This is a genomic window from Paucibacter sp. DJ2R-2, assembly GCF_025717675.1.
GTDB lineage: Bacteria > Pseudomonadota > Gammaproteobacteria > Burkholderiales > Burkholderiaceae_C > Paucibacter_A.
Window position 1 is genome coordinate 124986 of record NZ_JAJIRT010000014.1, and the last position, 14521, is coordinate 139506.

At 65.3% G+C, this 14521-nt stretch carries 12 protein-coding genes; 5 read left to right on the plus strand and 7 right to left on the minus strand.

Annotated elements, in window-relative coordinates; all coding sequences use genetic code 11:
• Window positions 1-22 precede the first annotated feature (22 nt).
• Window positions 23-1057: an SdiA-regulated domain-containing protein gene (locus tag LNV28_RS23555; protein ID WP_263518022.1), complete on the plus strand. Its 1035-nt coding sequence runs from the start codon at window positions 23-25 to the stop codon at window positions 1055-1057.
• A gap of 323 nt (window positions 1058-1380) precedes the next feature.
• Here the strand turns inward: LNV28_RS23555 and LNV28_RS23560 are convergent, their stop codons facing one another.
• Complete coding sequence (locus tag LNV28_RS23560) at window positions 1381-1575, minus strand: hypothetical protein (RefSeq protein WP_263518021.1); 195 nt, start codon at window positions 1573-1575, stop codon at window positions 1381-1383.
• A gap of 290 nt (window positions 1576-1865) precedes the next feature.
• On the opposite strand from LNV28_RS23560, the gene LNV28_RS23565 reads away from it, so the two are divergent.
• On the plus strand, window positions 1866-2585 hold the full coding sequence (locus LNV28_RS23565) for a YebC/PmpR family DNA-binding transcriptional regulator (protein WP_263518020.1): 720 nt from the start codon (window positions 1866-1868) through the stop codon (window positions 2583-2585).
• A gap of 22 nt (window positions 2586-2607) precedes the next feature.
• Here LNV28_RS23565 and LNV28_RS23570 read toward each other — a convergent pair whose 3' ends face one another.
• The 4 genes from LNV28_RS23570 to LNV28_RS23585 all read right to left on the minus strand — a co-directional run bounded on the left by LNV28_RS23570 (window position 2608) and on the right by LNV28_RS23585 (window position 6972).
• Window positions 2608-3339, minus strand: coding sequence for a proteasome-type protease (locus tag LNV28_RS23570; protein WP_263518019.1), 732 nt, complete (start codon window positions 3337-3339; stop codon window positions 2608-2610).
• 79 nt (window positions 3340-3418) lie between these two features.
• Entirely contained in the window at window positions 3419-4243 is an 825-nt protein-coding gene (locus LNV28_RS23575) for a transglutaminase family protein (RefSeq protein ID WP_263518018.1), read from the minus strand.
• Window positions 4244-4398: 155 nt separating this feature from the next.
• Complete coding sequence (locus LNV28_RS23580) at window positions 4399-5367, minus strand: alpha-E domain-containing protein (RefSeq protein WP_263518017.1); 969 nt, start codon at window positions 5365-5367, stop codon at window positions 4399-4401.
• 177 nt (window positions 5368-5544) lie between these two features.
• Window positions 5545-6972, minus strand: coding sequence for a circularly permuted type 2 ATP-grasp protein (locus LNV28_RS23585; RefSeq protein WP_263518016.1), 1428 nt, complete (start codon window positions 6970-6972; stop codon window positions 5545-5547).
• Window positions 6973-7201: 229 nt separating this feature from the next.
• Here LNV28_RS23585 and LNV28_RS23590 point away from each other — a divergent pair, with 229 nt between their 5' ends.
• Entirely contained in the window at window positions 7202-8836 is a 1635-nt protein-coding gene (locus LNV28_RS23590; RefSeq protein ID WP_263569049.1) for a mechanosensitive ion channel family protein, read from the plus strand.
• Here the strand turns inward: LNV28_RS23590 and LNV28_RS23595 are convergent.
• A complete protein-coding gene (locus LNV28_RS23595; protein WP_263518014.1) occupies window positions 8833-9453 on the minus strand; it encodes a hypothetical protein in 621 nt (206 codons plus the stop codon). The genes LNV28_RS23590 and LNV28_RS23595 overlap by 4 nt on opposite strands.
• Window positions 9454-9709: 256 nt before the next feature.
• Here LNV28_RS23595 and LNV28_RS23600 point away from each other — a divergent pair, with 256 nt between their 5' ends.
• Window positions 9710-10102 (plus strand): BlaI/MecI/CopY family transcriptional regulator, encoded by a 393-nt coding sequence (locus tag LNV28_RS23600; RefSeq protein ID WP_263518013.1) that lies wholly within the window; start codon window positions 9710-9712, stop codon window positions 10100-10102.
• Window positions 10095-11525, plus strand: a complete 1431-nt coding sequence (locus tag LNV28_RS23605; protein WP_263518012.1) for a M56 family metallopeptidase — start codon at window positions 10095-10097, stop codon at window positions 11523-11525. Before LNV28_RS23600 ends, LNV28_RS23605 begins: the two co-directional genes overlap by 8 nt.
• A gap of 18 nt (window positions 11526-11543) precedes the next feature.
• Here LNV28_RS23605 and LNV28_RS23610 read toward each other — a convergent pair whose 3' ends face one another.
• A complete protein-coding gene (locus tag LNV28_RS23610) occupies window positions 11544-14420 on the minus strand; it encodes a serine/threonine-protein kinase (RefSeq protein ID WP_263518011.1) in 2877 nt (958 codons plus the stop codon).
• Between the last annotated feature and the right edge of the window lie 101 nt (window positions 14421-14521).

Here is a 14521-nt window from a genome sequence, read left to right on the forward strand (position 1 = left end):
CAGTCACGGACTTCTCATCCTTATGAAAATCAAACACTTGCTTCTCGCGATGCTCGCCGCCTCTTGCGGCCTGGCTCAAGCCGGCAACAGCCTCAACCTCGCCAACTACCAGGTCAAAGCCAGCTATGCACTGGACCTGCTCGGTGGCACGACAGCAGGCCAGATCTCCGGCTTGGAAGCGTCGGCTGTCAGCTATGCCCGCGACCGCGGCACTCTGTTTTACGTAGGCGATGAAGGCAGCGGCGTGGTCGAGATCTCGCTGACCGGCCAGACCCTGGGCAAGATGGCCTTCAACTGGAGCGGCACCGGCAGCACCAAGCACGACACCGAAGGCCTGGCCTATCTGGGTGACGGCGTGCTGGCCCTGAGCGAAGAGCGCCTGCAGGATGTTTACCGCTTCAGCTTTGTCGATGGCGGCAGCGCCCAGTTGAAGAACGCCTTTGTCTCGATTGCCAACAATGCGGTCGGCAACAACGGCATCGAAGGCCTGGCCTACGACGCCCGCAATGGCGGCAGCTTCATCACCGTCAAGCAGCAGACACCGCAAAACCTGCTGATCGGCAGCCTGAGCTTCGCCGCGGCCACCGGCAACCCGCCGTCCACCTCGGGCGATGGCTCCACCCCGCCGGGCGGCGGTGTGGCCGCCATGAGCAGCCTGTTCGACCCGAGCAGCTTGGGCCTGAGTACGCTGTCGGATGTGGCCAGCCTATCGGGCGTGGACAGCCTGACCGGCACGGCCGGCGCAGACAACCTGCTTTTGCTCAGCCTGGGCTCACGCAAGCTGGTCGAGGTCAACCGCCAGGGTCAGGTCTTGAGCAGCTTCGATCTCAGCAATGTGCTGCCGAACAACGGCATCGAAGGTGTGACCATCGACGAGAATGGCACCATCTACCTGGTCGCCGAACAGGATCAGACTGGTTCGGCCCTTCCGGGCGTCAAGTCCCAGCTGATCGTGCTGACGGCCATGGCGCCTGTGCCGGAACCAAGCAGCTACGCCTTGATGGCCCTGGGCCTGGTGGGCCTGCTGGGCGCGGTCAAGCGTCGTCGCGACGCTTGATGCCTTGATGTGATGTGAATGGGGGGCTGCGGGAGCAGCGCCCCGGAATGTGCCGCCTTAGAGTTTGCGATTTTTTGTAGCGAGCGGCTGTCAGGCTAGGCTGAGCCCGGACGGATCCAGTCCTGAGGACTGGATCTGACTGGCGAAGGACTCGGCCTCTGGCCGAGGCGGACGGAGCGCAGGAACCGGAACGTACTTTCTGTACGTGAGGATTCCGACAACGAAGTTGCGGCGAGACTCATATTCGCAGAGCGAATGTGATGTCGGAGCCAACACCGGACCAACGACGGATGACAGTCGCGCAGTAAAAAAGGCGCGAACTCTTAAATGCGGTAGCCGATCCAGGCCAGGGCGGTGCTACCCGCGCCGATGAACAGGGCGGCGGCCACCCACAGCGATCTCAGCACCCGGCGCGGCCGGCGTTCCGACGCGCTCCAGACGGGCAGGTCGGGCAGGTCTTCGGCAAAGGCCTCGCTGCGGTAGAGAAAACTGGGGGCGGTGGGACCGCTGGTGTTCATGGCTGGCTCCTGGCTTCAGCGTCGCTGGGGTGTTGTGGACTCAAATATCGCCGCTTGTGGCCGGTCTGCCATTCCTCATGCGGGTTTGATTTGTTTCAAAACTTGTCAAACTGCACGCATTGCCGGCACCCAGCGGCCAAGTCGGAGGCAAGACCTGCCCCCACAAGGTGCGCCAACTGCACCGTTGCAGGGCCAAGAAGGCAAATTTCGATACCGGGCGGCGCAGCTCACGCGTCCGCGACAATCGGGGCTGAGTCATCCCCTCGAAACAACAAAAAGGACCGAGCAACATGGGCGCACAGTGGAAAGCAAAGCACAAGGACCTGGCGTCCAATGCCAAAGGGCAGATCTTCGGCAAGCTGTCCAAGGAAATCCAGTTGGCCGCCAAGAGCGGTGCCGACGTTGACCTGAACCCGCGACTGCGCATGGTGGTCGAGCAGGCTCGCAAGGCCTCGATGCCGCGCGAGACTCTGGAGCGTGCGATCAAGAAGGGCGCCGGCTTGCTCGGCGACGCGGTGCACTACGAGCGCGTCACATACGAAGGCTTTGCCCCGCACCGCGTGCCGGTGATCGTCGAATGCCTGACCGACAACGTCAACCGCACCGTGTCTGAGATCCGCGTGCTGTTTCGCAAGGGCCAGCTCGGCGCGGCCGGTTCTGTGTCCTGGGACTTCAGCTATCTGGGACTGATCGAGGCGAACCCGGCCCAAGCAGGCGCTGATGCCGAACTCGCCGCCATCGAGGCCGGCGCCCAGGACTTCGAGCTCGGCGAGGCGGATGAAGATGGCGAAGTGGCTCCCACGGTCTTCCTCAGCGATGCGGCCGATCTGGACCTGGTCTGCCGTGCCCTGCCGCAGCATGGCTTCAATGTCGTCTCGGCCAAGCTGGGTTATCGGCCCAAGAACACGGTCAGCCTGAGCGGTGCCGAGCTGGAAGAGGTCGAGGCTTTTCTGGCCGCCATTGATGCGCACGATGATGTGCAAGAGGTCTACGTCGGCCTGGCGGGTTGACGCCGCTTGAGGCTCCCGGCTCTCAGGCAAACCAGTCTTCGTCTGGGAGCTTGGCGAACACCCGCTTCAAACCTTCGCCCCAGCCGCGGCGCAGCTTGTTGAAGTAGGGGTCGTCGGCGGTGACGCGGTGCGGTGCGGCCGGCGCGAAGCTGTTGGCGCGGTAGAGCAGCATGTCGATGGGCAGGCCGACCGAGAGGTTGCTGCGTATGGTCGAGTCAAACGAGATCAGCGTGCACTTGGCCGCTTCCTTCAGCGAGGTGCCGGTGTTGATGACGCGGTCGATGATAGGCTTGCCGTACTTGGACTCACCGATCTGGAAGTAGGGCGTGTCTTCGCAGGCTTCGATGAAGTTGCCCTGGGCGTAGACATGGAAAAGCCGAGGCTCCTCGCCGCGGATCTGGCCGCCGACGATGAAGTTGCCGCCGAAGTCCACGCCCTGGCCCAGGCTTTGCGAATTGGCGTCGCGGGCGACGATTTCCTTGACCGTGCGCCCCACCAGTTCGGCCACGTCGTACATGGACTTGCGGTTCAGCAGGTGCTCACCTTCATGCTCCAGGCGCTGCCGCAGCAAGCTGATCACGCTCTGCGTGGTGGCCAGGTTGCCGGCGCTCAGCAGCACGATCAGGCGCTCTTCCGGCGCTTCGAAGACATTCATCTTGCGGAAGGTGGCGATGTGGTCGACGCCCGCATTGGTGCGCGAGTCCGAGGCGAACAAGAGGCCGGCGTCGAGACGCATGGCAACGCAGTAGGTCATGGGGCAGCCGGGGGAATGTTAGGTTCAGGAGCACGGGAGCGCTGCGATTATCTCCGCTGCTTTTGCGCCCCGCCGCCGCTCATTGCTGAGGCGCCGGCGCGACCGACACCTGCACATTGGCTCGCAAGGCCTCGCTGCCGCCACCCAAGCGCATGCCGCGTACCGGGCAGGCGTCCAGGTAGTCGGCACCGATGGCCAGCTGGACATAGCGGCCGCCGGCCAGGCATTGGTTGCTGACATCAAAGCCCAACCAGCCGCCGCCCTCGGCGGCGCTGCCTGGCAGGCGCACCTCGGCCCAGGCGTGGCTGGCCACATGTTCGGTGTCCGCCGCCAGATAGCCGCTGACATAACGCGTTGGCACGCCGAGCAGGCGGGCGCAGGTGGCGAAGACCTGGGCATGGTCCTGGCAGACGCCCAGGCGCGCGGCAAAGGCCTCGGCGGCCGGCGTGGCGGCGTCGGTCGAGCCGGGGGTGTAGGGCATGTGGACGGCCAAGGCCTGCAGCATGGCCATCAAGCCGTCGCGCGCGTCGGCCGCCACGGCGGCCGCGTGGGCCGCAGCAAAGTCACGCAAGGCGGCATCTGCCTGGGTCAGGGGCGAGTCGCGCAGGAACACCTCGGGCGGGAAGCGGCCGTCCTGTGGGTCGGGCGTCGGCGGGCTGTCGTCGGTCTCGACCACGCCGCGAGCGTAGAGGTGGATTTCGCTGTGCGGCCGGTCCAGGGCCAGCACATGCATGACATTGCCGTAGGCGTCCAGGCATCGGCTGGCCGCGCCCGGCAGGCTCAGGTCCCAGCTGAGCACCTTCTGCCGCGCACCCTCGCTCGGCGTCAGACGCAGATACTGGGTGCTCCGCTGCACGGGGTGCTGGTAGCGGTAGACCGTTTCGTGGTGGATGGCGAGGTGCATGGTGGTGAGTGGTGACTGGTGACTGGTGAGTCGTGAATCGTGAATCGTGAATCGTGAATGGGTGGTGGTGAGTGGTTCGCTGAACATGCGTGACCTGGCAGTCAGCCGATCACGATTCACGACTCACCAGTCACGATTCACGATATCCCCTGGCATCAGTTCGCCTCCAAATACGCCGCACGAATCGCATCGCTGAGCTCGGCCGACTCCTGCAGAAAGCCGGTCAGCCAGCGGTGCACGCCGGTGGCGAGGATTTCGCCGACCTCACCATACTCCAGGCTCAGGGCCAGGCGGCCGGCCAGTTGCTTGACCTGGCGGCCGGCGTCCAGCGAGCCGCTGCGGGCCTCGATCTGCGGCAGGATGGCGCGGATCTCGTCGCAGCAGGCGCGCAGCGAGCGCGGCACATCGGGGCGCAGGATCAGCAGCTCGGTCACGCGCCGGCTGTCCAGCGCGTCGCGGTAGACGGCGTGGTAGGCCTCGAAGGCCGAGAGCGAGCGCAGCAGCGCGCTCCAGGCGTAGAAATCAGGCGCGCTTTCTTGCGGCACATCCACGGGCATCAGGCTGTCGACCGCCGGCTCGATCAGCTGCGACTTCACATCGAGCAGGCGGGCGGTGTTGTCGGCCCGTTCGATGAAGGTGCCCAGGCGGATGAAGCAGTAGGCATCGTTGCGCTGCAAGGTGCCGTAGGTGGCGCCGCGGAACAGGTGCGAGCGCTCCTTCACCCAGTCGAAGAAGCTGGAGACGCTGGCGATGCCGCGCTTGGGGAACTCGCGTCCTTCCAGCCAGGTGCTGTTGATGGCCTCCCACATCTCGGCGGTGATCTGGCCGCGCACCGCATGGGCGTTCTCGCGCGCCGAGCGCAGGCAGCTGAGCACCGAGGCCGGGTTGTCCAGGTCCAGGGCCATGAAGTTGAACAGGCGCTCGGCCTCCAGCGGTTGCTGGCTGGCGGTGAAGGCTTCCAGCGTGCCGGTGACGGCCAGCGGTGCCGCCAACTCGGTCATGGCGCCACGCGACTGAGGCAGCAGGGACAGGGAATGGGTGACGTCCAGCATGCGCACGAGGTTTTCGGCGCGCTCGACATAGCGGCTCATCCAGTAGAGCTGGGCGGCGGTTCTAGACAGCATGGTGGGCTTCTCGGTGAATCATGGCTGCAGCGAACAATTCGGGACGCAGAGTGCGCAGAGCTGCGCAAAGAGCGCAGAGGTCGCTTCGCGCTCCTTGCACTTCCCCTGTGTTCTCAGCGACTCTCTGCGGCTCTCTGCGAGCTCTGCGGTCAGGAATTTGGGCTGTGTCCTCATCGATCAGGCCTCCAGGATCCAGGTGTCTTTGGTTCCGCCACCCTGGGACGAATTGACCACCAGGGAGCCTTGCTTCAAGGCCACGCGGGTCAGGCCGCCGGCCACCATATTGACCTCGCGGCCGGTCAGTACGAAGGGCCGCAGGTCGATGTGGCGCGGCGCGATGCCGGCCTCGACGAAGGTCGGGCAGCTGGACAGGCAGAGGGTGGGCTGGGCGATGTAGTTGGCCGGGTTGGACTTGACCCGTTCCTTGAATTCGGCCACTTCGGCCGCCGTCGAGGCCGGGCCGACCAGCATGCCGTAGCCGCCGGCGCCATGCACTTCTTTCACCACCAGCTCGGCCATGTGGTTCAGCACATGGTCGAGATCGGCCGGCTTGCGGCATTGCCAGGTCGGCACGTTGTGCAGGATGGGCTCTTCGCCGAGGTAGAAGCGGATCATGTCCGGCACATAGGGGTAGATGGACTTGTCGTCCGCCACGCCGGTGCCGATGGCATTGGCCAGGATCAGGTGACCCTGCTTGTAGACGGACAAGAGGCCCGGAACGCCTAACATCGAATCGGCACGGAAGGCGAGCGGGTCGAGGAAGGCATCGTCGATGCGGCGGTAGATCACGTCCACCCGCTTGGGGCCGACCGTGGTGCGCATGTAGAGAAACTCGTCCTTGACGAACAGGTCCTGGCCTTCAACCAGCTCCACACCCATCTGCTGGGCCAGGAATGCATGCTCGAAGTAGGCGCTGTTGAAGGGCCCCGGTGTCAGCACCACCACGGTCGGGTTCTCGGCCACCGAGGCATGGCGCAAGGTGTTGAGCAGCAGGGTGGGGTAGTGGGCCACCGGCGCCACCGGGTATTTGGCGAACAGCTCGGGGAAGAGCCGCATCATCATCTTGCGGTTTTCCAGCATATAGCTGACGCCGCTGGGCACGCGCAGGTTGTCTTCCAGCACGTAGTAGCCGCCGTCGGAGTGGCGGATCAGGTCGACGCCGGTGATGTGGGCATAGATGCCATGCGGCAGATCCAGGCCCTGCATGGCCGGCTGGTACTGGGCGTTGGCGAAGACCTGCTCGGCCGGCACCAGGCCGGCTTTGACGATCTCATGGTCGTGATAGATGTCCCAGAGGAAGCGGTTCAGTGCATTGACGCGCTGGCGCAGGCCGGCTTCCAGCATGCGCCACTCCTCCGCCGGCACGATGCGGGGCACGGTGTCGAAGGGGATCAGGCGCTCCGCGCCGGCCTCGTCACCGTAGACGGCGAAGGTGATGCCGACCTTGTGGAAGAGCAGGTCGGCCTCGGCCCGTTTCTTGGACAGGGCCTCGGGGGTCTGGGCATGCAACCAGTGCGCGAAGGACTGGTAATGCGGCCGCAGGGCGCCGCTGGGCAGCAGCATCTCGTCGTAATGGCCCGGGGCGGGCAGGGTGAGGGCGTGCATGGTGTCTCCGTGGCCAGTGCTGGCGATGAATGCAAGGGCTGTGCCTGATCCGGCTTGCGGCGCTGCTGCGGCCTGCTCCGGCCCAGCATGAACCTGTTTGGTGCCGGGCGCCAGCGAGACCGGTTTTGGTGCATCTGCCTTGCGACAGATTGGTGCGCGGCTGGCGATATGCTTGCCGCGCCAGCCGCGGGCTGGCTGTCCATCAGTCGGGGAGCGTCGTCGCATGCGCATGTCATTGAAGTCAGTTTTCGGCTCTGGGGCTCTGGTCCTTGTGCTGGCGATCTCGGCCGGACCTTCGAGTGCCCAGGCGCTGGCGGCGGACGCGGCGGCCTCGGCGGCGCCGACCCACGCACCGGTGCAGATCCTGAATCGCCGCATCGCCGAGTACCGTGCGCCGTTTTTGGGCGTCAGCCCTGCCGAGCGGGCGCGCCGCACCCATCTCTATATGAACGAGGTGCTGGCCCGTTCGGGGGCCGGCGTGGTGCTGGTGCGCAAGGAGGGCCAGGGTCAGGTCTTGATGCTGGACGGTGAGATGGCCTTGATCCTGACGCCCGAGGATGTCGACGTGGCCAGTGGCGCCACGCTCGACAGCACCGTGGCCCATGCCAAACGGCAGCTGGAGCTCTTGATTGCCGAGACGCGCGAAAGCCGTGACCAGTCGCGCCTCTGGCACGCTGCTCTGATCAGCTTGGCGGCCAGCCTGGTGTTTGCCGCCCTGGTGTGGGCGGTGCGGCGCGGCCAGCACGCGCTTGATGCCCGCCTGGCCGCCCAGATGGCGCAGCGCAGTGGTGCCTTGCACCTGGCTGGCACGCCGCTGCTGCAGCGGGACAAGCTCTTGAGCTTCAGCCACTGGCTGGTGATGGGCCTGAGCTGGAGTCTGATTGCCCTGCTCAGCTACCAGTGGCTGAGCCTGGTGCTGAGCCAGTTCCCCTACACACGCCCCTGGGGCGAGCAACTCAGCGCCTACCTTCTCCAGGTGCTGGTGAAGATCGGCGGCGGCATATTGCGCGCCTTGCCCGACCTCTTCATCGCCCTGATTATTTTTGGCATGGCGCGTGCGGCGACCGGCATGCTCAAGCCGGTGTTCGACCGCATCGAGACCGGTGAGGCCAGCCTGGGCTGGATGGACCGCGACACGGTGCGGCCCTCGCGCCGCATCATCAACACCGGCATCTGGTTGTTTGCTCTGGTGATGGCCTATCCCTACTTGCCCGGCTCGGGCAGCGAGGCTTTCAAGGGCATGTCGGTGCTGCTGGGTCTGATGATTTCATTGGGCGCCTCCAGCATCGTCGGCCAGGGTGCCAGCGGTCTGATCCTGATGTTTTCGCGGACCATACGTGTTGGGGAATATGTGCGGGTGCAGGAGCATGAGGGCACCATCACCGAACTGGGCATGTTCACCACCCGCATCCGCACCGGCCTGGGGGAGGAGCTGACCCTGCCCAATTCCCTGGTCATGGGCTCGGTCACCAAGAACTATTCCCGTGCCGTTCATGGCAGCGGTTATGTGGTCGACACCACGGTGACGATCGGCTATGACACGCCCTGGCGCCAGGTCGAGGCCATGTTGCTGGAAGCGACGCGCCGCACACCGGGCGTGCTCGACATGCCGCCGGCGCGGGTGTTCCAGACCGCCTTGTCGGATTTCTACCCGGAGTACCGCCTGGTCTGCCAGGCCGTGCCCAGCCAGCCACGCCCGCGTGCCGAGGTGCTCAGCAATCTGCACGCCCACATCCAAGATGTGTTCAACGAGTACGGCGTGCAGATCATGTCGCCGCACTACCGCAGCGACCCGGCCAGCCCCAAGTTCGTGCCGCGCAGCGCCTGGTTCAGCGCGCCGGCTAAATCCGAGCCCAGGCCTTAGGTGGCCTGAATGCCGCGTGGCTCGTCCTGCAGCACGCTGTAGATGGTGTCGTCGTCACTGACCAACAGCTGGCGCGCCAGGCGCTGGCGGCCCAGACTCAGCGCAGCGCCGACGGCCACCAGCAGGGTGACGCCATAGAGGCCCATGAAGCCGGGATAGAGCAAGACGATGGCCAGGGGCTTGGCCACGCCCAGGAAAGCCGCGAACAGCCAGGAGGCGCTGCTGATACCGCCCAGCAGCGCCGGCAGGCCGGCGGCCTTTTGTGGCTCCTCCTGAGGCGAGGCCAGCAGGGGGAAGGCCCAGCGGTGCAGGGCCCAACCATTGAGAGTCAGCACCAGCACCACGCTGAGCTTGGCCAGCAGCTTGGGCTTGTCCAGCATGACGGCCGGGTCGAAGCCGGTGTCGATGCCGATCAGCCCCAGGCCGGAGATCCACAGTGCCAGCAAGGCCCAGCTGACCACGCGCGTGGATTTCTGCAAGAGCAGCCGATCGACACGCTTGGGCATGAAGATGGCGACATCGCCAAGAACCACGCCGGCAGCTGCAGCAAAGCAGGCCAGCACATGGGTGTAAAGCGCAAACAAGCGCAGCAAGGCCGATGTTTCAAGCAGTTCCACGTACGACGTCCTCTCTATCGTGCTGAAAAGTCCGGTGGGTGCGCAGGGCGCTGGACCCCAAAAAACCGTGACTTTGATCACACTTTGTGGGCGCGAGTCTAAGTTCGCTCTGTGACACCCGCATATCAGGGCTTGCCAGGGGTGTCAGATGTTGCTATAGCGCCGCCTGCAAATATCGATCAAGTGAAAAATCTGCTTGACGCCGTCGATTACATAAGTAAACATTAGCCATCGTTTACAAAAGTAATCAATCCTCATGAGCCCGCCAGACCAAGCCGCGACGACGAGTATTTCCGAGGCCGAAGCCCAGGTGATGGAGGTGCTCTGGCAGCGCCATCCTCAGAGCACGGATGAGATCGCTCAAGCCCTGGTCGAGCGCCAGGACTGGCAGCTGGCCACCATCAAGACCCTCGTCAACCGCCTGTTCAACAAAGGCGCCATCAGCGCCGAGAAAGACGGCCGCCGCTATCTCTACAGCCCCGTGCTGCAGCGCGAGACCTGGCTCAGCGCGCAGAGCATGGGTTTGCTGGACCGACTGTTTCAGGGGCGCCTGACCCCGCTGGTTGCGCACTTCTCGGCCCAGCGCAAGCTCGATGCCGCCGAGTTGAAGGCGCTCAAGCAGCTGATCCAGGACTATGAAAATGACTGAGGCCCAAGACCTGAGTTCGGTGTCCACGTGGCTGTTGCACGGGCTGGGCGTGCAAACGCTGATGCTCAGCGGCGTGGTCTTGCTGCTGTGGCTGCTTCGGCCGGCAATGCTGTGGCTACTTGGCGCCGGTGCCAGCTATGCGGCCTGGCTGGCCCTGCCCTTGGTCTTGCTGGCGCAGGCCCTGCCCAGTTCCGAGGCATGGAGTCCGACCGTGGTGCTGCGCCTGAAGGCCCAGGCCTTGGGTACCTGGAGCGAGGCTTTACCGGCATGGGCTGGCCTGCCCGAGGGCGCCGCAGCCGGCGCGAGCTTGGGGCTGCCAGCTTGGCTGTGCCTGATCTGGTTGCTCGGAACCCTGCTGTGCCTGGGCCTGCTGGCCCTGCGCCATGCCCAGCTGCTGCGGCGGCTGCGCTTTGATGCAACGACGGGTTGCTGGCGCTCGCCGGCCGGCACCGGCCCGGCCCTGGTGGGGCTTTTGCGTCCGCGCCTGTGTCTGGCCGAGGATTTCGAGGCCTGCTTCAGCCCGGCCGAGCAGGCCTTGATCTTGGCCCACGAGGGTGTGCACCTGAGCCGGCGCGACAACCTCAGCCAGCTGCTGGCCAGTCTGCTCTGCTGCCTGCACTGGTTCAACCCCCTGGCCTGGTGGGGCCTGCGCCGCCTGCGTGCCGATCAGGAGCTGGCTTGCGATGCCCGCGTGCTCCTGCAGCAACCGCGCAGCGCCTTGGCGCTCTACGCCAGCGCTTTGCTCAAGGCCCAAGACCTGCAGTCCCTGACGCCGAATTCCCATGGCAGTACCTTGGCCTGTAGCTGGCAGGCCCAACACCCTTTGCTGGAGAGAGTTCATATGCTGAAAGACCACCACCGCCTGCCCCAGTGGCGACGCCGCCTGGCCCTGGCCCTGACCTTGGGGCTCAGCCTCGGCAGCGCCGGCCTGGTTCATGCCCTGAAACCCACGCCGGCTCCGGTGGCCACGAAGCCGACCGTTCCACCGGTGCAGGAGGGCTATCACTTGGTGGAGACCGATGTGGACTTGAGTGTCAATGGCGAGTTGCGTCGAGCGCTGCGGGTGACGTCCTACCAGTCCAAGTCCAACTTCTTCTTCAGTAAAAAAGCAGGCGAGAAGACCGAGGAGGATGTTTGGATGATTCGTCTGGAACCCACGACCATGGCCGATGACAAGTTCCGCTTGGACTTGGTCATCCTGCGTAGCGATTCCAGCGTGCCCTATGCCTCGGGCGAGGATTGGCACGGCAATCTGCGAGTGGTTGCAAAACCGGCCCTGATCGTCAAGGCCGGCGAGCCGGCCCGCATCGAAGTCAACGACGACAAGGATGGCCAGGTGCTGCGCCTGGATATCAACAGTCATTGGGTTGTCGCTGAGAGCCTGACGATCCTCAAACAGGTGATCGATCGCCCTCAGCCCTGAGTACCTTGCGTCAGGCCCTCAGCCGCTGATGAATGCCGCCCCCAGTGAAGCGCGTGGCTTGGATGGCAAGGCCTTGGTGCCGGCTTTGATCCAAGCCTGCAGGCTGGCGCCGAGGCTGTCCAGTGGATGGCCGCCGGGCAGCGTGGCGGGGCGCCGTGCGAGGGCGCGTTCCAAGCTGGCTTGGGCAGCCTGGGTCTCGCCTTGCAGCAGCTGGGTGTAGGCCAGGTCCAGATGGGCCGACCAGTTGAAGGCGCTGGCCGGGTCGGTGCTGGCTTCCAGTGCGGTCACGCGCTTGTCCTGCAAGCTGCGACTGCGGCTCAGTTCGCCTTGGGCGCGAGCGAGTTGCGCTTCCACCATCAGCAGGCGCGACTTGCCATGGGCTTCACGCCGGTCGCTGGCTTCGATGGACTGCATGCAAAGCTCGGCCAGCGCAGCCTCGTCATAGGCCAAGGCCAGCTCAGCCAAGTCCAGGGCGATGCCGCTGCGCTGTCGGGCGGTGAGGGCGCTGTTCTGGCGCAGCCGATCAAGCAAGTGCATCAGTTCCTGCCTTAGCGGAGCCGGCATGGCCTGCTCGCCGCGCAGCTTGTGCATCCCCGCAGACTGCAATTGGTGGCGGGTCTGGGCCAGCAAAGCCATGCTGAGCAGGCGCAGCTGTGAGCTTTCGGGCCAGGCCTTCTCGTGCGCGGCTTTGTCGATCAAGGCCTGCAGCTCGCTGTGCGCCTCGCCGTACTGGCCACGTGCCAGGAAGTACTCGTTGATGAAGCTGCGATGCTCCAGAAAGCTCAGGGCATTGCCCGGCCCCAGCACGCGGTTCATGTCTTCCACCAGGGTGCGGTGGGTGCTGAGCGCACCCTCGAACTGGTTCAGGCGCAGCAGGTCGGTCAAGTGGTTCTGGCGGATGACCAGCATCTGCATGGCCAGCTTGGGGTCGCTCGTGCCCCAAAGGTCGCGTGTACCTTCCAGCGCGGCCAGTGCCTCGCGCGGCCGGCCTTGCTCATTGCGCAGCACGCGCAGATTGTTCAGATAGTCGGCGCGCTCCAAGGCGCCACCCGGGTGCAGGCGCTGCTGCAGGGCGCCGCTCTGGGTCAGGATGCGTTCGGCGTCATCCAAGCGGCCCAGGTGCATGGCGTTCGCGGCCAGCACTTGCAGAGTCAGGCTGTGCGGCTCGGAGACCTCGCCGAAGGTTTTGACGATGGCGCCGAGCTGGGGTTCCAGCAGCTTCATCGATTCGACATGGTGGCCGCTGATCTGCCACAGCCAAGCCTGCCCCAGCTGGGCTTTCAGAGCCTCGGGCGTGCCCTCCCCATGGCGTTCCAGTGCCAGCTTCAGCCATTGCTCGGCGAGGGGGAATGCGGCATCGAAATGGTTGAGTGCCGCATAGGTGTTGCTGAAAACCTCGAGGAGGCGCAGCCGGGTGTCCGGGTCATCTGCGAACTTCTGCGGCAGCTCGGCGCGGCTTTCATTGAGCAGCTGCAACACGGTCGGCCATTGGCCGCCATGGGCCTCCGGTGTGGCCGACGCCAGCAGATCCGTCAGGTAACGGGTCACATGGTCGGACTGGCGAGCCGAGCGCTCGGCGCGCTGCCATTGCCAGGTCGCTGCACCCAAGCCCAGGCTCAGGCTCAACACCACCATGCCCGTGGCGCTGGCCAAGACGGCATGGCGGCGCAGCAGCAGGCGACTGCGATGGCGCCAGTCCTCACGCCGCACACTGACCGGCCGATGCCCCAGCCAGGCCTGCAAATCGTTGATCAGCTCGCGCACGCTGCCGTAGCGTTCGGCCGGCCGCTTGCGCAGGGCTTTGGTGACCACGGCCTCCAGGTCGCCTTGGGCCAGCTTGGCATCAAGCGGTGGCCCCGGGCTGAGCGGGTCTTGCAGGTCTCCGCTGTGCTCGCCGGCCGGGAGCAGGCGCCGGGGCTCGTCGTGCAGCAAAGCATGTTCGCTGGCGGCCCGCTTGCTGCCGCGCGGAGCGAAGGGCAGGCGGCCGCTCAGCAGCTCAAACAACATCACCCCGAGGGCGAACACATCAGCGCGGGTGTCGATGGCTTCGCCCAGCACTTGCTCCGGCGCGGCGTAGTTCAGCGTCAGGCTGAGGCCGGCCTGGCGGGTCAGGTCGTGGTTGCCGTTGTCTTCCAGCAGCGAGGCGATGCCAAAGTCGAGCAGCTTGGGTTGGCCATCGGCCATCACCAGCACATTGGAGGGTTTGAGGTCTCGGTGCACCACCAGTTGGGCATGTGCATGGTCCACGGCTTCGGCCACGCGAATCAGCAGCTGCACGCGTTCACGCACGCTCGGGCAATGCTCGCGAACATGGGCGTCGAGCGCTTGGCCGGACACATGTTCCAGCACCAGATAGGCCTGGCCCGCTTCGCCGATGCCGGCGTCGAGCAGACGCGCGATGGCCGGGTGGTTGAGGCGCCCCAGCAAGGCGCGCTCACGAGCAAAACGGGCGCCCAGCTGACGGGCGTCGAGATCGCTGCGCAGCAGCTTGATCGCGGCCTTCGCCTGATACAACCCATCGGCGCGCTCCGCCAACCAGACCTCGCCCATGCCGCCTTGGCCAATCCGTTCGAGCAAGCACCAAGCGCCCAGCCGTGGTCGCGGCGGTGGCAGTGGCAGTGGCAGCGGGGTGGTGGGGGTGGCCGCGTGCGCTGACTCAGATGTGACCGGGGTCTCGGTAGGCGACTCGGGCGCCACCGCTGTGGCGGCCTGTCGCGTCACATTGGCGCTGGGCAGGGTGGCGTCATTGGCGAGCAGGTCGGCCACTTGGCGGGCCAAGGCGGCGTCTTCCTGATGAAGGCGTTCCAGCCATGCACTGCGGGCGGCGGCGCTGAGATCCAGGGCCTCATGGAGCAGAGCGGATAAGCGTTGCCACTGAGCGCGGTCTGCAGACATGGTGATGGTGGAGCGGGGACCTTGCGTGAATCAGCAGGCTCGGCACCATCAGGCAGCCGGGTGGCTTTGACAAATAACCTGAAGCGCGCCGGGAAATAAAG

Bases quoted from the DNA above. Each gene is read 5' to 3' on its own strand.
- LNV28_RS23560 (WP_263518021.1), bottom strand. From the start codon at position 1,575: ATGAACACCAGCGGTCCCACCGCCCCCAGTTTTCTCTACCGCAGCGAG.
- LNV28_RS23580 (WP_263518017.1), bottom strand. From the start codon at position 5,367: ATGCTGTCTAGAACCGCCGCCCAGCTCTACTGGATGAGCCGCTATGTC.
- LNV28_RS23610 (WP_263518011.1), bottom strand. From the start codon at position 14,420: ATGTCTGCAGACCGCGCTCAGTGGCAACGCTTATCCGCTCTGCTCCAT.
- LNV28_RS23585 (WP_263518016.1), bottom strand. From the start codon at position 6,972: ATGCACGCCCTCACCCTGCCCGCCCCGGGCCATTACGACGAGATGCTG.
- LNV28_RS23555 (WP_263518022.1), top strand. From the start codon at position 23: ATGAAAATCAAACACTTGCTTCTCGCGATGCTCGCCGCCTCTTGCGGC.
- LNV28_RS23600 (WP_263518013.1), top strand. From the start codon at position 9,710: ATGAGCCCGCCAGACCAAGCCGCGACGACGAGTATTTCCGAGGCCGAA.
- LNV28_RS23590 (WP_263569049.1), top strand. From the start codon at position 7,202: ATGTCATTGAAGTCAGTTTTCGGCTCTGGGGCTCTGGTCCTTGTGCTG.
- LNV28_RS23605 (WP_263518012.1), top strand. From the start codon at position 10,095: ATGACTGAGGCCCAAGACCTGAGTTCGGTGTCCACGTGGCTGTTGCAC.
- LNV28_RS23575 (WP_263518018.1), bottom strand. From the start codon at position 4,243: ATGCACCTCGCCATCCACCACGAAACGGTCTACCGCTACCAGCACCCC.
- LNV28_RS23565 (WP_263518020.1), top strand. From the start codon at position 1,866: ATGGGCGCACAGTGGAAAGCAAAGCACAAGGACCTGGCGTCCAATGCC.
- LNV28_RS23570 (WP_263518019.1), bottom strand. From the start codon at position 3,339: ATGACCTACTGCGTTGCCATGCGTCTCGACGCCGGCCTCTTGTTCGCC.